We start from the raw sequence: 17,930 nt of genomic DNA, 5'->3' as shown, positions 1-17,930 counted from the left end.
GTGGTAAGTGGCTTATAGCCTGCCAAACTCCCGCTCCAAGGTGCGCAGCAGTAATGCCACCTTGGTGATGCTCTCTTGATATTCACTCTCGGCATCGGAATCAGCCACAATGCCGCCGCCACCGTAACAGTGCATCTGCCCCTGGTCGCAGATAACCGTGCGAATCGCAATATTGCTGTCCATGCGCCCGCAGGCGCTAATATACCCAAGGCTGCCGCAGTAGGGGCCGCGTCGATAGGGCTCAAGCTCATCAATGATGCTCATGGCGCGCACCTTTGGCGCACCGGTAATCGAGCCGCCGGGAAACGCCGCGCGCAATACATCCAGAGAGCTAACCCCGGTGCGCAGGCGGCCGGTGATGGTGCTGACCAAATGGTGAACGTTGGCAAAACTCTGTAGCTCAAACAGTGCCGGGGTTTTCACCTCACGGCAGGTCTTGCTTAAATCGTTACGCAGCAAATCGACAATCATCAGGTTTTCGGCGCGATCTTTATCGCTGTTGCTCAGTGTTACCTGATGTTTTTTATCTTCCTCCGGTGTGCAGCCTCTCGCGATCGTCCCTTTGATGGGGCTGGTGGTTGCGATGCCATCGTCACAGGCGATAAACCGCTCGGGCGATAAACACAGCAATGCGCCGTTTTCTAAGGGCACATAGCCGGCAAAAGGTGAGGGCAGTTGGGCGCGCAATGCCAGATAGCCGGCGAGTGGGTCGCCTTGGTAAGTGGCGCTGAAGCGCTGGGCAAAGTTAACTTGGTAGCAGTCGCCCTCTAGGATGTGCTTTTGGATACTATCGAATTTTTGAAAGTAATGCTGTTTATCAGAACATCCTTCGAAGTCACTGATATTAAGCGATTTACTGTCGTATTCTAGAATTAACTTTAAGTCATGCTGGGCGGTAAGACGCGCCAAAACAGGGCGGGTGTCCACCTCAGGCTGTGCCACCAACACACTTTTTTGCCGTTGGTGATCACTAATTACCGCCCACGAATAAAGGCCAAAGTGCATATCGGGCAGCGACAAATCTGCCTCGGCGTGAGCCGGAATTGACTCCAGCCGGCGGCCTAGATCGTAGCCAAAATAGCCCAGAGCACCGCCACAAAACGGGAGTGCTTCGCCATCGAGCACAGCGGCTTCGCACGGCGTGGGCAACAGTTGCTCGAGCAGCCTAAAAGGGTCTTCCTGGCTTTGGCTGGTGTCGCCGTGCCGCACGATCGTGGTGATATCGCCCCGCGTGGTAACCCGACTGTGGGGGGCCGCTGCGAGAATATCGTAGCGGCCTTGTTGGCTCATGGGCTGGCAACTGTCGAGCCAAATGGGGTCGGGCAGGGATTTTAGCGCGGTAAAAAAAACCACGCTATCGCGCTGGTACGGGAGTTCTACTACCTGAGGTTGGTCGAGCATGTCAGCGGCAATTACCTAAACGTGGCATCAATAAGGCAGGCATTGTAGCCCCGTGACCGCCGCTGGCCAACCGGCCATCCATATTATTCCGTAGTGGCAAGTGGGTCGGGTGACGGGGCGGTGTCCGCCTCGCTGGCCAGCGCTTGCATCATGTAATCTTGCAGCACGCGGGGCGACTGCTGCAGCAGCAAATCGATGTTGCGATTATTGCCACAAAGCCCCTCCGTTGCCTCGGACCAAAGCCTCGCGGCTTCTTCAAGCAAGCGGCTAAAAACTACCGGTCGGTCAAAGAAAGCCTTAGGATTGTTTTGGCAAAATAGCGTGAAGCAATGCAACGCCTCTACCACCGCACTTTTGTAATAGCTCGGGTGTAACGACTGGGTTAAGTGGTCGATAAGCTGGGCAAAGCTCTCCTCGCCAGAGGTCATAGAACTGCGGATCAGCTCGCAATCAAGCGAGTATTCATCGCTGTCACTGTCGCCAAACACTAATGTATTGGCACTCGCCAAGCTCTGCCAAATAGCCTGTAAAAACTCGTCGTCAAAACGCGTAATAAAACCTCTTGCCAGGCGCCACTCAAACCAATCGGCGCCCACCGCGTTGGCGGCAATGGCGTCACTCCCTTGCAGTAAGGACGACTGCTCGTGGCCCAAATGAAAGCTATGGTTAACGCCCTGGGAAAACACTTTGCGCTGAGAGTCGAGTACTTTGCGCAGTTTGTTGTAGAGGTACGATGGTGACTGAGTGGCGAGCCACTCAATGGGGGAGAGCGCTTCGTTATCGTAGTGCGAGCACAGTAAAATAAAATTGTGCAGCGCAATAGAGCGCAGCCCCTCAAATAAGTAGGGTCGGGTGCGCAGTAAGCCGCCGATGGCGATGATGGCCTCTTGCGCAAGGGCGCGCTCTAACGGGTGCGATAAAACCTTAACCAAACCGTCGATAATCTCATCATTGGTTAGTTGCGAGCTAATGGTCAGCTCACTGTCGTTATCCTCACCAATGGTGATTTTTAAGTGGCGCGCCGCCAGTAAGGTAAGGCTGTTGGCCAGATCATTATGGCCGTGTTGCAAATACGCAAAGCAGATACGCGCGAGCGCCCAGCGGTTGGTCTGCTGGGCATAATGAGACAACGCGGTAAACATTTCGCGCAAGCTCAGGGTGCCATCGTCACTGGCGATGTCGCTTAAGTTGCGCCCGGTCATGGCGTTCTCAAACGCCTGAGTAAGCGTATTAGGATCATCGCTGTTAACGCATTCCATAAGCTGACGGGCGCTCGCCGTTAACTGTTGATTGCTAAACGGCAGCTCAGTTATTACCGGCGTGTGCTGTGTTTTGATGGGCGTTAAACAAATGTCGGGCAACGCAAATTTAGTCGCGCGCGAAGCGCGCAGCGCCAAACTTGCCGATGCGTTGCCGACATGCTCGTGAGTCGTGCGCAACTGCAAGTCTTTGAGTGCTTTAAACAACACGTCTGCATTGGGTACGGCGCATAAGTCGGCGCTAATTTTAAGAGTAAATACCGCCACCTCCGGGTCAATCCAGTGCTTGCGAATATGGTTGATCTCAGAGATTAAGCACTCGGTAAAAAACTCGGCATCAAACAAACGGTAATCGTTTTCTTCGCTTTGTAACCAAGACAAACACAGACACGATTTATTGTTGATGCGAAATGTATGCGATGTCGCCAAGCTTTGTAAGCGCCGGCGCGGCCGACCGGTTAGACCTAACGCATCGTTGGCGCCAACGCGGGTGTAAACCTCCACTAAATGCGGCGCTGTTAGCACAGTGATGGGTTTAATATCCTCCAGCGACTCGGCAATGACTCCATTTTTAGCCAGGGTGCTTTTAACTTGATCGCTTTCGGCCAGTACCACCAGAGCGATTTGGGCCTGAGAAAAGCGCGTCGAGCGGCGCCGGATATACAGCGGATCTAGGTCTTCGGTGTTGAGGTAGCCTTCATCTAAGAGCAAACCGGTATAGTAGAGGCTTTGCGCCCATACCAGCGGAATGTTCTCATTGGGTTGCCTAGGTTGCGAGCGAGGTTGTTTCTTCTCGGCGGCAACGTGTTCCTGCTCTAAGTAATAGAGCTCAGGTATCAAGCCAATACCGTCTTTGGTCACCATCAAAGATTCGATTTTTTTGCGGTAGTGAGCCGCCGTGGTGCCCAGTTCATCAAACAGGGCGTTGATGTACAAGTAGGTATAAAACAACGGCCATTCCGATTCGATATGTTCAAATTCGGCCAGCTCGGAATGTTCGTAATAAAGCCGCGAATTTTCCTCGATTACGGTTTGGTGGCCATCCCACAAGAATCGTTTACAACCGTAATTGCCACCGAGCTTGGATAAAATAGTGTCGCGTGTTTTGGTCAGTAGCTCGACCCGGCCCACCGCAAACGCGGGAAAACCAATCACCGATAACAGCGCGCTATCGACTTCTTTAGACAAAGACTCACGCGGGAGCAGGGCGCCCAACGTATTACGTGCCAACGATACCGCGTCGGGTACTACATGGATAACCGCGCGACGGGTGGCGTGTGGGCCAAATAAATTCAGACCATCCAGTGCTTGCAAAGCCGCTTTAGCCATACCCACAGAGCTGGCGTTTATCTCAGTTAGACCGTTGTTGATTTTATTGCCACGCTCCCAAATACCAAAGTCCGGGGTCCGGTAAGCGCTGGATATGTAATAGACCAAATTTTGTACAAAATCGACTTCGCTGCCGGTGCAGACAATACGCAAACCTGTGGCCGACATCTGTGCGAGCATTAGCAAAAAAATCGAGGTCGCGTCGATCTGCAAGTGTCCCCAGGCGTCATCGGCCACCACGGGTAAGCCCGTCGCTGTGTCGTATTTGGCGTGGAGCGAATCAAAGGGGTCGAGGGTGTGTTTAAACTTTTCGACTTTCTCCGCTTGGCGCATCATAGATTGCAACAAACCACGCATCAGCTTAATGGTGGATTGCTGCAGCAAATCGCAGCGGTTTTTTTGTCCAGCGCGATCCATGGCGATACTCAACGCCCAGACACTAATAATCGAATAGACGTTGTCCCGTACCCAGGCGTCGGTGTAATCGCCGTGATGGGTTGATGCGGTGCTGGCGGGCAGCAGCCCGGTAACCGGGTGCTGGCGCGCCAGAATAACCGTTTTTATCTCGCGATAAATGCGCTCTAGTGTCTCGTTTTGCCGTTTCATTTACATCTCTTCTGTCGTCAATACACGGAATGGTCTGTGCGAGTCATCGATCACGGGTTGGCGCCGCAAGCGTCGGCTGTTGCGGGCGGGAAGGGATCGCCTCCAACTGCCAAGCAATCGGCAAGCCAATCAAACTCGTAAGACAGCCCCTGTTGAGTGTAATGTGAGTATCTGTCGCGATTGTGACGAAAAGAAAGGTATTGCGATCAGTTGCTTGAGTATAACGCCGGACTACCACACGGGTGCAAGTGTCATCGGCCTAGAAACGGCACTTTTTGACGCGGTTGAACATCCGTTATTGGCATCTCGTTACCCAGTGCACAGCGCCCGTGCAGGTCGCGATATTGTGGGGCGTGAGGGGTTACCCTTAAAGCGCCTCGGTTAGCGACTTGTCACACCGCTTGATACGGTTTTTCAGTTGCGTGTTTTCTTGCCGGAGTCGTTTGAGCTCACTTCGTAAGGCGTCTATCGCATCAATGCTATGCACCATAAACTCGCGCCGCCAGCGGTAAATGTTAGACTCGCGAATATTCTGTTGTCGCGCTACCTCGGCGGGCGTCAAGCCGCTGTCGAGCAGTGCCAATGTCTGGCGCTTGAAGTCACAGGTGTAATGTTTGCGTTTTTTCGATTTGCTGAGTAGTCCCACGTGGCATCATCCCTGTGTTGGTGAGTGTTCTTGTATAAATATAAAGCGGCAAAGACGGTATTCTACCAATAATACGAGTGATAACCACTATCGTTGTTTGATGTAATTAACAAAAACTCGCTATGCTGCCGTCAGGGAGGGGTGCCGTTAATGAGAGTGCATAAGCTGAGCTTGTGATAACCACGTGGGCTGCTGTAGGACTGAAGATATACGATTTAACATAATATACATTATGCGCATAATAGGTTTTGAATGCCGGGGTTGGCATTCGGCAAATTTTGGTTAAAATCGAGCCTTGGCATTATTAGGTGCAAATACAATAAGCAGCAGCACATTACGTTGGTACCCCGGTAAGGTAAGGAAGCACACATTTGAACTATTGGACTATTCTCGAGATCTCGCCCACCAACGACCAAAAAGTTGTCAAGGCCGCTTATTCTCGTCTTTTAAAGCAAATCCGCCCAGATCAAGATCCCGATGGTTATCAGCGCTTGCGCGAGGCGTTTGATTGGGCGCGAAGCCAGTGCAAACGTATGACGGCTGAACCGCACAATCAGAGTAATAGCACCGTCACGACAGAATCCACAGAATCGCGACATTCACCGCCAGAGCGGCCATCGCCATCAACGCACCGGGATATTGCGAAACAAATGGCCCATAACCTTCGGGAACGGGACGGCTCTGCTGATGCTGACGCAGCCACGGCGCAGGCCGTGCATCTGCGCCAGCAACAAGAGCAGACTGCACATGACGAAGCCAGCGCGCTGGCTTCGCATTTATTTAATTTGCCATCTGCCGACGCTAAGCTCGCCTATTTTGAATCCCTCATCGAAGGGACCCGATTACTTCACTTAAAAACCCGGTCATATTTTGAAGTCATGCTCGCCAACGGACTTTGTTCGTATCGCGGTGTCGACATGCCCTATGCGCTTGTCCAGTCGGCGGCAATGGAATTTAGGTGGTTTGAAGAGCAACACTCAGACCCGGATAAGCGCGCCAAACTGGGCTACCTTGCGGCACGTTTAAATACCTATCGCCACTATTATAATCGTCTGATTCTTCAGCCTAGCCAAGGTCGCGGAGAAGAGCTTCCGGCCTCCAAGCTTTTACTCGGAAATTACCGTCCGCGGTATTTTGAGTTTATGCGTTTTCTGGGGCTGCATAACCGCCCCACTCGGGTTTTTACCCGCCAGTTTGCGCACGCGGTTGACCGCGACATGTGCCCCGAGCTCGATACCGATAGTTTTCACTGGTGGCGCGTCCAGTTGGAGAAAACTCGGTTCTCGGTCATTCATATCGTCGTGGCACTTGCTGTTCAATTTTTCTTAATGCCATGGACAACAAGCGCCTCGTTAGAGGCTTATCAGCCCTATCTTACTTTGAGCCTCTGGGGTGTTACCTCTGTGGCAGTATGGGCGTTAGATCGACTTTATCATCGTTACCGACAGAGCCTTGCGCAGCGCTGGAACAGCCTAAAAGAAAAACGCAGCACCAATGTTGCCATTTCAATTGCCTTTGTATTATCTGTGTATTGCTATCGCCACACATCGACGCTGGAGATGCAAGAGCTGACCTTGGCGCTGGTTGCGTTCGCCCTACTGCTCGGTTTTTTGAGGTTTGGTGTTCAGGGCTTACTGTTACTGATTTGGGCCAGTGCCATATACTCATTTAGCTTTGTACTGCTGGGTTTTGAAGAGCAAAATCCACACCTTGGAGGTTACGCATTAATTTTGGGGTTTGTTTCTGTCAATGTATGTTTAGCATTAATGGATTATTTGCCCGAGAGAGTATCGGACTTTATCGCTAAAAAGGGATTCACTATTTTCCTGTTTGGCACGTTAGTGTCATTTGTAACCTCTTTTGCGTATTTAAAACTTATCACTCTTATATAGTCAGGGGACGACATGGCCTTAATTGGTATAGACCTTGGTACAACAAACAGCTTAGTTGCCTACTGGATCGCCGAAACTGGCGAGGCAAAGCTAATACGAAATGCATTAAATAAAACCATGACGCCGTCGGTTGTAGGGCTCGACGATCAGCAGCGTATTATTGTGGGCGACATTGCCAAGCACCGTTTAATTACGCACCCCAACCTGACGGTGTCGGAGTTCAAACGATATATGGGTACCGACAAGGAGTTTACGCTGGGCGCTAAAAAGTTTCGCGCTGAGGAGCTCTCTGCCCTACTCTTAAAAAGTCTAATCGCCGATGCCCAGACACATTTAACAGAGAAAATTGACAGTGCCGTCATCAGCGTGCCGGCCTATTTTAGTGATGCACAACGCAAGGCAACGAGAGATGCCGGGCGCCTGGCGGGAATTGAGGTTAAGCGCCTAATCAATGAGCCAACCGCAGCCGCTATTGCTTACGGACTACACAACAACGAAGACGATACGACCTTTTTGATATTTGATATCGGTGGCGGTACGTTTGATGTGTCAATTCTCGAGTTATTTGATGGCGTCATGCAGGTCAATGCAACAGCTGGAGATAACCGCTTGGGCGGCGAAGACTTTGTCGACGCATTGCTCAGTCATTTTTTACAGAAGAAAGATATTGTGCGCTCTGACTTGTCTGCAAAACAGATCGCTCAGTTGCGATCACAATGCGAACAGGCCATGAAGCAGCTCTCCACCGAACACAATGCCTGCATAGAATTTTTTGTGGGTGAAGAGCCCCTCCAACTGACACTAACTCGCGATTCTATTGAGACCTGCTGTGTGGATTTACTGCGCCGCCTTAGATTCCCTCTAGAGCGATCACTCCGCGACGCCAATTTGCAAGGCGATGACTTAGACGCGGTGGTGTTGGTAGGCGGCGCATCGCGTATGCCAGCAATTCGCTCGATGGTGTCAAAAATGCTGGGTAAAATTCCTCAGTCGCACATCAACCCCGATGAGACAGTCGCCCTTGGCGCTGCAATTCAGGCCGCCTTAATTGAGGGGGATGCCTCGCTATCTGAGGTGGTTTTGACGGATGTTGCGCCTTACACCCTAGGCGTTGGTGTAGTGAATGAACAGGGATTTTTTGATAGTGGCGAATTGTTTCATCCTATTATTGATCGCAACAGCCCGGTCCCCGTAAGTCGAATGGACCGTCTGGTGACCGTGCGCGACAATCAAACCACACTACATATCGTGATATATCAAGGCGAAGCGCGGTTAGTAAAAGATAACATCAAACTCGGCGAACTCTCTTTGGCCGTGCCTCCTGCCGCTGCCGGAGAAGAGTCGGTAGAAATTCGCTTTACCTATGACATTAGCGGCTTACTGCAGGTAGAGGCAGAGGTCACGTCAACCGGCGATAAGCAGCAAGCGATTATCGAAGGTAACCCTGGAACCTTAACGGAAGCGGAGATTAAAACCCGGCTCGCCGAGCTTGAGTCCCTTAAGATTCATCCGCGCGAGAACGAGCACAATGCTTTATTAGTTGCCCGCGGCGAGCGCCTTTACGAACTCGCTCTTGGAGGCCTGCGGGAGTACATAAAAGATATGCTGGGAAACTTTGAGCAAATTTTACACAGCCAAAACATCTCGGAAATTGACGCGGCCGCTAAAGAGCTAACGATTATTTTTGATCAAATAGAAAGAGAGTCGCCACTGTACTAGCGTGCTTTTGCCGCGAGTTCAGTGCTAAACGCTAAGCTTATTATTAATAAGCCTCGGAAAAAGTACTTTTGAACGTGCAACCGTACGGTACCCGGTAGTACCCTAACGGTTGCAAGGTGATGTTGTAAGTAATGACATGATCGCTATCGAGGTTCGCATACTCTTTATAAGATTCGGTTTTAGAGTACTTGAACTGCTCACCACTGTTAGAAAGTGTGATCTCATCCGAGGTTTCCCTCCACTCCAGAGCTGCCAGTTTGGCCTTGCCGATCGGCAAGCTAAAATCGCTGGCGACTAGACTGCCATCTTCAAACAGCTCATACACGTACTCCGTGTCACAGTCGGTACTGACAAACTCAAAATCGGTTACCGTTATGGGAAAGACAGCTCTAACCCTGTTGCTCGTTGATGCATTGGTAGTGACGCCTTCGGGCACAAGGTAGAGCCCAATATTGCCTGCGGTGTATTCGTGTTTGCCAAGCTTATCAGTGTAGACGGAGTAATTGTGTTCAGCCCATAACCCGTTCGCGTCTAATACCGCATCGATTGCTTGCAAGTCGGCGTCAATGCCGTCGTGGGGATAATAAAGAATAGCGTTATTGTTAGACGGCGGCTCATTATCTCGCATTTTGACCGAGAAGCCTCGCGCTTCAAGACCTGCGCGAATGGCTTCCTGCTCAACGTCGGGAAGGTTTTTGGCGTGTAGGTGAACAGTCGTACTGGAGCACCCCACTAAAACACTAAGGGCGATCAATGCACAGACTTTTAATACCGCCATAACAGTGTCCTAAACTCAGTATGTGATGTGTTTAGCCTGAATAAATCAACACTTGGTGCCTATTTTTTACATAAGCTCCATATTAACAAGCTTTTGTTTTAAGTGATCGAGTGCGTATTTGGCTCTTGCCGATAACGGCCATTCGGCGCGATGAATTAACCATAGCGTATCCATAGCTGTGTAATCAAATTCCGCCACACTTATCGCTTCGTTACGGACAAACGCTTTGCGTGCGTATCTGGGTAACACGGTAAAGCCTAGGCCACGCGCCACTGGCTCGAGAATCAATCCGACTTGGTTAATAAACCCATGCACTGGTATATCGCGAATACCCCCGGCATTTGGGTAGGCACGGCTCAGTATACGGGTTGCCATACTGCGCCCGTCGGGGTGATCAATAAAGCCAAGCCGCTGTAAATCTTGCCACGAGTTGACAGTAGCCCCCGCTGGGGTCACGAGTTCAAGCGGCTCTTGTGCAAAGTGGCTTACCGCTACGTGTGGATTGTCAGGTTTAGTGCTGAGCAAACCAATTTCATACTCGTTGTTTAAAACCGCGTTTAGTACATCGGTATCGGGAGCAAACTTGTGATGAATCGCAAGTCCAGGATGTGCGCTTTGTAGCTCTAGCAATAGCGGGTATAAAAACAAACCGCTACTACCCGGAGTAACTAGGCTCACCTGCCCTTTACTTTGCTCCCCACCGGACAATCGCAACGTTAGTCGCTGCCCTGCTTGTTCTAGTTCAGCACAGTATGCCAACAAAGAGTGTCCGGCCGGCGTGAGGTCTATCTGGCGGGTACGGCGAATCAACAAAGGGCCGAGCTGTTGCTCCAAATGGTTGATGTGCTGGCTAACGGCCGCTTGAGTGAGTTTTAACTGCTCTGCGGTACGGGTAAAGCTACCCACCTCAGCAAGTACAGTAAAGGAGCGGAGCCATTGCGGATTCAGCATAAAAATAACTTATCAAGGCTATAAGTGGTTGATGGTTTTCATTATAGCTTATTGAGCCTAAGCTTAGGTTACTTTATTCCTAACCACCAAATTTGGAGAGTCGGCATGACCTACCCCCGCAGCTTTTCTCATATCGGTTTATCGGTCACTGACCTGGAAGCCGCCGTAAAATTTTATACCGACGTATTAGGTTGGTACCTGATTATGCCCCCAACCACTATTGAAGAAGACGATAGCGCCGTAGGGGTTATGTGTACCGATGTGTTCGGCGCGGGCTGGGGCTTGCTTAAAATTGCACACCTGTCGACCGGGGATCGTATCGGCGTTGAGATATTTCAGTTTAACAACGCCGAGAAGCCGGACAATAATTTTGAATATTGGAAAACAGGGGTGTTTCACTTTTGTGTGCAAGACCCAGACGTAGAAGGTTTAGCCGAGAAAATTGTCGCCGCCGGCGGTAAGCAAAGAATGCCAGTGCGTGAATATTTCCCCGGCGAGAAGCCCTACCGCATGGTTTATATGGAAGACCCTTTTGGCAATATTTTAGAAATTTACAGCCATAGCTATGAGTTAACCTACTCGGCCGGTGCTTACGGTTAAAGGCATGAGCGGACTATTGGCATTGCCTTTAGCGGCGATGCCAATAGTTTTAATACTCGATTACATCGTTGTCTCTAACGCTACTTAACTCGAACACCTTATTGTTTTGGAGTGTTTTAGGCCAGTCATCTTCTGGAGCGCATGAATTGTTACCGATTGAGCTTCTTTCTCGAAAAGGGCTGAATTGATAAATACGTTCCGCTGCGCCACAACCACTCTAGGGGGCCGTATAAATAGTGTTTAAGCCATATATAGCTAAAAATACCCTGAGCGATATAAATTACTAACCCCAGAATGACGAGAGCGAATGCCCCCCAAGCGCTAAAGGTATAGCCCAGCGCCCAAGGAGCAAACAAGATACAGCCGATCACTCCCTGCATAATGTAATTGGTCAGGGCCACCCTGCCATAAGGCGCGAGTAATTGCAGATAACGGCTGATGCGCTCGGAGTAGTAAAGTGCGAGGAAGCCACTTACCAGAGCGCCTGAAAATGTGATTAAACTGAGGTCATTAAGCGTCTGAGCCAGAACAAGCCCTCCTGACAAATGGACGCCCTCGGCCCTAAAAAACACGCGTGTGTTTTGCTCAGGCATTACTGCGTGCAATGCGGTTATGGCGGCTGTGGCCGCGGTGAAGCCCAGAAATATCAGTAGTAGTTGCCTTCTGTGGTACTGCGCTCGTTCCAGGAACCGGCTGCGCCCTACCAATAACCCCAAAATAAACAACGCGAAGGTCACGTAGCCTCTGCCAATAAAGCCAAACTGGTAGTTAAGCTTTCCCTCTAAACGTTCGGCATAGTTGTGCTTAGCTGAATTGATAAAAGAAGGGTTGGCGATGTGCTCGGGCGGAGATCTTCTCGCCTGTGGCTCAGTGTCGGTAGCGCGCTCCGTTAGGCTCGCCTGCTCGGGAAGTTGTTGGTTGTGATGGTAGACCTGAGCGATGCGAGGCGCTCCCAAGACGAGTGCGGCACACAATAGCAGCAATACCCATGACTTTACCCGGTAAAGTGTTAGTAGGAGTATGCCAAACAGCCCATAAACAGAAATAATTTCAACGCTGTAAAAGGAATGGCACAGCAGGCCGAAAAACATTAAAAGCAGCATTCGCCACACAAAACGACCACGAAAATCTATGCCTTTTTGGGCAGCCTTATCCATTTGAATAAACAAGCTCATGCCAAATAGAAAAGCAAAAATATTGATAAAGCGGCCCATGACGAGATTACTTCCTATCCACTGCACCGCGGCATCCATGTGTGGATAAGGAAGGATCTCCTCCGCTGACGGGGCCAGTCTGTAGCCAAATTGTTGCAGCATATGCATAACAATAATGCCAAGTAAGGCAAAGCCACGCAGCGCATCTAATGCACTGATACGCTTTAGGGGAGAGGATAAAGATTCGGACATAGATGTTTCGCTCATGGAAAATTTACAGTGTTTAATGAATGGTGTTGAGAAGTTTTTGCGCGCCTTGCGCGGACTGCTCGCTTAGGCGTGCCCCATTGTCGCGTTTGCCCTCCCCCTTCAATAGCAACTACGTATTGACCGTTAGGGTGAATATGCCAGTTGCTTCGGCCTTAGCCGAAAAGCTAATCACCGCAGGAGCCGCATCGTCAGCAGAAGGTATCACGGGAAATCGAATGCTCCTGAGGGCTCTATGAGGCCTGATGTCGTTTTGCGTAAGGTTGCAGGTACTGCCGCTCGCCTAGCAGTTGGTAAAGGGCATTGGCCAGCGCCGGGAATACCGGTGGGAATGGCGGCTCACCCAGTCCGGTTGGGTCTATTGAGTTTTCGACAAAGTGGACATCAATATTGTCGGGGATTTCGTTTATGCGAATGATGCGATAGCGGTCAAAATTTTTCTTATCTGGTACGCCGTCGGTAAACGTCATCTCACCAAACAAGGCATTGCCTATACCATCAATAACGGCACCCTCGACCATATTGATGGCGGAATCTTTATTGACGACGATGCCGCAATCGAGCGCGCTGTATACCTTATCTACTTTAGGCTCGCCCTCCCCTTGCTTAACGGTAATAACCTGTGCGGCGTAAGAGTTGTGACAAAAATACGCTGCGACACCCTTGTGGGTTGTGCCGGGCATGGCGTCCCAGCCAGACTTTTCGCGTACCAGCTTTAGTACGCCGGCATAACGCGCCGGATCATAGTCGTTGTTGTCGCCCACTGGGTTGTTTTTTGCTCGATCAAGCAGAGCTAGGCGAAAGTCGATAGGGTCTACACCGGCGGCCTCAGCTAGCTCGTCTAAGAACGATTGCTCGGCTGACGCCATAAAGTTCGAGCGCGGGGCACGAAAAGCTCCAGTGGTGATATTGGAGTCAATGGCCTTTGCCTCCGCCAGGTAATTATCGACCGCGCCGGCGGGAAACCGATTTTCATGCACGCAGTGCTCGGACAGGCCCACACCTTTTACCTGATAAGCGACGAGTTTTTTGTCTTTGTCTAAAGCGGCTTTAATACGCACCGTATAGCTCGGGCGATAGATGCCCATGGTCATATCGTCTTCACGGGAATAAATCAGTTTCACAGGTGCCTTTACCTGTTTTGCGATGACGGCGGCCTCGACTAAATAGTGCGAGTAGGCGCGCCGACCAAAACCGCCGCCCATACGGGTGAATTCGATGTGGACTTTCTCTTTCGCAATACTCAAACGACTCGCCAGTGTGTCTTGAATAAACACCGGTGCCTGTAAAGGGCCTGCCACATGCACTCCGTCACCATTGATTTGTGCGAAGAAGTTCATCGGCTCCAGAGTGTTGTGAGCCAGATAGGGTGCATGATAAGTCCGCTCTATGACGGTTTCCGCCGAATCAAAGGCGCTTTTCACGTCACCATCCTCGCGCAGAGTATCCAGCTTACTCGCCAAAGCCCGGTCCATTTTCTTTCGATGATCAGTGGTGTTTTCCAGTCCCCCGGGGGTGGTCACACTCACCTCGCGGCCGAAGACGTTCATGGTTTCCGTACGAGAGGGAAGGTTTTTCCACTGCGGCTTTAACGCTTTTTTGGCTTTCATAACCTGCCAGGTTTTTTCGCCAACTATGGCAATCAAGCGTGGAAAGGCGTTGGTGTCAAAATAGTTTTTTTGCTGTTCGGGGCTTATTGACTCAAAAATAAAGGCATCTACAATGCCCGGCATTTTCTTGATCTCGTCGAGATTGGCAGATTCTACGGTCTGACCAAAAGCCGGTGGGTGTTCGATCATGGCGATTTTCATGCCCTCGGCTTGATAGTCAATGCCAAACAGTGGCTGGCCGGTAACGATTTTTTGCCCTTCTTGATTGTGACGTGACTTACCAATCAACTCAAAACTGCTTTTGTCTTTTAAGCTGACTTCGTCCGGCGTGGGCATTTGCGATGCGGCGGCTGCCATCGCACCGTAACTGCTCTGTTTGTCGCTTTTAGTGTGGGTTAACGTACTATTTTTAGCGATAATTTCGCCAGCAGGTACTTGCCACTGCTGCGCGGCGGCTTGTATTAACATATGCCTTGCGCTGGCCCCAGCCATGCGTAGACTTTGCCAGGCGCGACGTATAGATTGGCTGCCACCGGTGAATTGTCGCTCGTAGGCACGGGCATCATAGTTGGCTTGTTTGGCGGTAATGCTTTGCCAGTCAGCGTCCAATTCTTCTGCCAAAATCATAGGCATAGAGGTTATTAAGTTTTGGCCAAATTCCGGGTTCGGCACCATGGCGGTAATTTCGCCTGATGAGGCGATCAACAAGTAGGCGTTAAGCTCGAAGGGTTGATCGGGAACCATTCCGGCCGCCGCATCACCGGCACCGGTGGGCGCAACGCCCCAGCTAAAATTAATCATTAAACCACCGCCGGCGGCGGCACTGGCCTGTAAAAAGCGGCGACGGCCTAGCGAGGTCTTTATTTTATTTGCAAGGTTTCCTGTTGCGCTGTTCATCTGTGCCCCCTAGCTTTTAGCGGCTGTTTTGATGGCTGATTTAATACGCCCATAGGTACCGCAGCGGCAAATGTTGCCTGACATGGCGTTGTTGATGGCCGCGTCATCGGGGTTGGCGTTTTGCGCCAGTAGTGCAGCAGCCGACATGATTTGGCCGGCCTGGCAGTAACCGCACTGCGCCACATCGTGTTCTAGCCATGCCTGTTGCACCGGATGATCCCCGTTCTCCGACAAACCTTCAATCGTTGTTACTTTACTCTCGCCGATCGCTGAAATAGGAAACGAACAAGATCTGACGGCACTGCCGTTAACGTGAACTGTACAGGCGCCACATTGAGCGATACCGCAACCAAATTTAGTGCCCACCAACTGGAGTTCGTCACGCAGCACCCACAGTAAAGGTGTATCGGCATCGGCCTCGATGTTTCTTTGTTGTCTATTAATCGTCACGGTGTAAGTTGGCATAGCGTGTTCCTCTGGTTGACGCTAATTGAAGTTGCAAGCTTTTAAAGTCGTCCTGTATATCAATATCGCGGCATACTCCTGAATCCTCTACCGCAATTGTTTGGTAAGTCGCGTGATAATGTTTGATTATTTTCGCGGCGCCCTTATCGCCGTGCAGCTCGGCAAGCTCGGGCCAAAAGCGGCGACCAAAAAACACGGGGTGGCCTATTTGATCGGCCCAGATTGGCCGAATAATATTGTCTGCGTTTGCTTTACAAGACAATTGCGTCAAGGTGTTTGGGGTAATATGAGGTATGTCGCCGAGCCAAACCGCGGCGCTCTGAACATTGGCTAGTGCATCATCCGTTAGCAGTGCCTTAAAGCCGTCTGCCATACTGGCCCCCTGCCCCTGTCGGGCATGCTGTGTGCGGCACACCGGCGTCTCCGGCGCCAGACCCAGTGCGCGGATATCATCATCGTCACGAATAAGCACGCGGCAGTTGGTAAAAAAACGTGCCGCACTGGCGTAGCTCGCAGCCAGTAACGTCTGATGTTTATCGAGCTTGGCGGATCGTTTATCGGCGCTGCCAAAGCGGTATGAAAACCCCGCCGCGACGATGAGCGCTACTAAGTGGTCGCTGTGAGTGGCCCGTTGATCAAAGCTCATGACGCGCTTTACCCCGTTGCACTCGCAGTATGTCGGCCATAATTGCCAGTGCGATTTCGGCGGGCGTTTTGCTGCCAAGCGCCAAACCAATAGGCATGTGAATGCGCGCGATGTCTTTTGCCGTTAAGCCGCCGGTACGTTGTAACCGCTCGGCACGAGCTTGTGAGGTTTTATGAGAGCCCATCACACCAATATAAAAAGCCGGGGTGCGGATAGCTTCCATTACGGCTAAGTCATCGATTCGAGGATCGTGGGTTAAACCAACAATAGCTGTCGCGCGGTGGCAGGTGTCGGGCGCGGCGATAAACAGTGAGGGGAGCACGTATTCGGCGCGTATTCCCGGAACGTTAACATTAGCCCAGGCCTCTTCGCGCGGGTCGCAAACGATCACTTCAAACCCCATTGCCAAGGCAAACTCGGCGCAATAGGTAGACACGCTTGAGACGCCGGCAATAATCAGGCGCGATACCGGCCCCACCCGGATATCCACAAAGCGCTCATCCGGGTCTAGCCAGACGCGCTCGCTTTGAGGTTTTTCGTGCAGTAATAATGCGCCGCTACTTTCTTTTGAATCATCGAGCATCACCCGGCGTGTTTTAACCGCTTGCCCATCAAGGGTCGCCAATAGGTTTTGCAGATGTGCAATATGCTCAGGTGTGGGCGCGAGCTTTTCTATTAATACATCCAGGCTGCCGCCACAGGGTAAGGTGACCTGATTGTTGCCCATATTACCTTCGGCGCCGTAGCGAATTCGCTCGACCGGCTTTTGAAAGCGCCCGTCACCCAGCTGCTGTAAGAAGTCCTCTTCTACGCACCCACCCGAGAGTGAACCCACGTGCTGGCCATCGGGTGTAGCGGCCATTAACGAGCCGGGCTCGCGCGGTGACGAGCCAAAGGTGGCGAGTACGGTGCACAGCCAAATCGGCTCACCGTTATGCAGCCATTGCAGCGCCTGAGAAATAACGTGTTTATCAAGATTTTGCATGGGTAGGTTCGTGTTGGTTGGAGTTGGCACTCAACCTGGAGAGCCATGAATTTACCTGATTCATGGTATCTCTTTCTTGGTCGCATTCTTGTGAATAAGCATCAAGAATCGTTGCCCGAGGTGCGAGCTGCTTAAGCACGGACACGCTGTCGCCCAAACCGTATTTACCGTGCGTAATAAAAGGCACCAGTGTTTTATCGGTTAAATCATGCTGCGTCAGAAATGATCGAATTGCCGGTGGTGCGGTCATCCCCCAGATCGGAAACCCGATAAATACCCGCTCATAACCACTGAAACCGGGAACCCGTTGCTCGAGTGGCGGTTGATAGCCTGCATCTCGTTCACGGCGGGCTTGCTCGACATTGGCCTCGTAATCAGCGGGGTATGGTGTTGCGGGCGCAATCACAAACAAGTCGGCGTCGAGCGTTCGTGCAAGCTGCTCGGCCACCACCCGTGTGTTACCCGAGCGAGTAAAGTAGGCGATTAACGTGGTGCTTTGGCGTGGCTTTGCGTCAGGCAAAGCAGTGGTTTTGCTGGCCAGAGTACCCAGTGTGCTTAATAGGGGTAGCGACATCAGCCGTGTTAATAATTGCCGTCGTGGTAGCACCATGGCTCCTTGTAAAACGTTTAAGTGATAGTAGAAGCCAAGGTGATAACAGACAAGATCAAAAATAGGGATGCCTTGTTGAGTAAAACTCATCAATGCCGAAAAGCCACTTTATGTA

General features: G+C 51.2%; 14 protein-coding genes. 3 read left to right on the top strand and 11 right to left on the bottom strand.

The features are described 5' to 3' along the window. Positions 1–12 precede the first annotated feature (12 nt). The 3 genes from pabB to ACGHAD_RS09000 all read right to left on the bottom strand — a co-directional run bounded on the left by pabB (position 13) and on the right by ACGHAD_RS09000 (position 5,241). Entirely contained in the window at positions 13–1,401 is a 1,389-nt protein-coding gene (pabB, locus tag ACGHAD_RS09010; RefSeq protein WP_382415550.1) for an aminodeoxychorismate synthase component I, read from the bottom strand. Between the two features lie 83 nt (positions 1,402–1,484). Beyond that, positions 1,485–4,595 carry a glycoside hydrolase family 15 protein gene (locus tag ACGHAD_RS09005; RefSeq protein WP_382415552.1) on the bottom strand — a complete coding sequence of 1,037 codons (3,111 nt, stop codon included), beginning with the start codon at positions 4,593–4,595 and terminating at the stop codon, positions 1,485–1,487. Between the two features lie 367 nt (positions 4,596–4,962). After that, positions 4,963–5,241: a transposase gene (locus ACGHAD_RS09000; protein ID WP_382415554.1), complete on the bottom strand. Its 279-nt coding sequence runs from the start codon at positions 5,239–5,241 to the stop codon at positions 4,963–4,965. Between the two features lie 371 nt (positions 5,242–5,612). On the opposite strand from ACGHAD_RS09000, the gene ACGHAD_RS08995 reads away from it, so the two are divergent. Next, on the top strand, positions 5,613–7,133 hold the full coding sequence (locus tag ACGHAD_RS08995) for a hypothetical protein (protein ID WP_382415556.1): 1,521 nt from the start codon (positions 5,613–5,615) through the stop codon (positions 7,131–7,133). Positions 7,134–7,145: 12 nt separating this feature from the next. Continuing rightward, a complete protein-coding gene (locus tag ACGHAD_RS08990; RefSeq protein WP_382415558.1) occupies positions 7,146–8,852 on the top strand; it encodes an Hsp70 family protein in 1,707 nt (568 codons plus the stop codon). A gap of 43 nt (positions 8,853–8,895) precedes the next feature. Here ACGHAD_RS08990 and ACGHAD_RS08985 read toward each other — a convergent pair whose 3' ends face one another. Further along, positions 8,896–9,630, bottom strand: a complete 735-nt coding sequence (locus ACGHAD_RS08985) for a hypothetical protein (RefSeq protein WP_382415560.1) — start codon at positions 9,628–9,630, stop codon at positions 8,896–8,898. Positions 9,631–9,696: 66 nt separating this feature from the next. After that, entirely contained in the window at positions 9,697–10,581 is an 885-nt protein-coding gene (locus tag ACGHAD_RS08980) for a LysR family transcriptional regulator (protein WP_339615190.1), read from the bottom strand. A 105-nt stretch (positions 10,582–10,686) separates the two neighbouring features. On the opposite strand from ACGHAD_RS08980, the gene ACGHAD_RS08975 reads away from it, so the two are divergent. Beyond that, positions 10,687–11,181 carry a lactoylglutathione lyase family protein gene (locus ACGHAD_RS08975; protein ID WP_382415562.1) on the top strand — a complete coding sequence of 165 codons (495 nt, stop codon included), beginning with the start codon at positions 10,687–10,689 and terminating at the stop codon, positions 11,179–11,181. 149 nt (positions 11,182–11,330) lie between these two features. Here the strand turns inward: ACGHAD_RS08975 and ACGHAD_RS08970 are convergent, their stop codons facing one another. The 6 genes from ACGHAD_RS08970 to ACGHAD_RS08945 all read right to left on the bottom strand — a co-directional run bounded on the left by ACGHAD_RS08970 (position 11,331) and on the right by ACGHAD_RS08945 (position 17,815). Beyond that, positions 11,331–12,587, bottom strand: a complete 1,257-nt coding sequence (locus ACGHAD_RS08970) for a DUF418 domain-containing protein (protein WP_382415564.1) — start codon at positions 12,585–12,587, stop codon at positions 11,331–11,333. A gap of 248 nt (positions 12,588–12,835) precedes the next feature. Then, positions 12,836–15,109 carry a molybdopterin cofactor-binding domain-containing protein gene (locus tag ACGHAD_RS08965; RefSeq protein WP_382415566.1) on the bottom strand — a complete coding sequence of 758 codons (2,274 nt, stop codon included), beginning with the start codon at positions 15,107–15,109 and terminating at the stop codon, positions 12,836–12,838. 9 nt (positions 15,110–15,118) lie between these two features. Next, a complete protein-coding gene (locus tag ACGHAD_RS08960; RefSeq protein ID WP_382415568.1) occupies positions 15,119–15,574 on the bottom strand; it encodes a (2Fe-2S)-binding protein in 456 nt (151 codons plus the stop codon). Continuing rightward, on the bottom strand, positions 15,549–16,220 hold the full coding sequence (locus ACGHAD_RS08955) for an NTP transferase domain-containing protein (RefSeq protein ID WP_382415570.1): 672 nt from the start codon (positions 16,218–16,220) through the stop codon (positions 15,549–15,551). Before ACGHAD_RS08955 ends, ACGHAD_RS08960 begins: the two co-directional genes overlap by 26 nt. After that, positions 16,210–17,205 carry an XdhC family protein gene (locus ACGHAD_RS08950; protein ID WP_382415572.1) on the bottom strand — a complete coding sequence of 332 codons (996 nt, stop codon included), beginning with the start codon at positions 17,203–17,205 and terminating at the stop codon, positions 16,210–16,212. Before ACGHAD_RS08950 ends, ACGHAD_RS08955 begins: the two co-directional genes overlap by 11 nt. Further along, complete coding sequence (locus ACGHAD_RS08945; RefSeq protein WP_382415573.1) at positions 17,192–17,815, bottom strand: flavodoxin; 624 nt, start codon at positions 17,813–17,815, stop codon at positions 17,192–17,194. Before ACGHAD_RS08945 ends, ACGHAD_RS08950 begins: the two co-directional genes overlap by 14 nt. Positions 17,816–17,930 lie beyond the last annotated feature (115 nt).

Source organism: Gilvimarinus japonicus (genome assembly GCF_042847215.1).
Classification (GTDB): domain Bacteria; phylum Pseudomonadota; class Gammaproteobacteria; order Pseudomonadales; family Cellvibrionaceae; genus Gilvimarinus; species Gilvimarinus japonicus.
The sequence above is the reverse complement of the archived record's forward strand: the minus strand, read 5'-3'. Positions and strand labels throughout refer to the sequence as shown.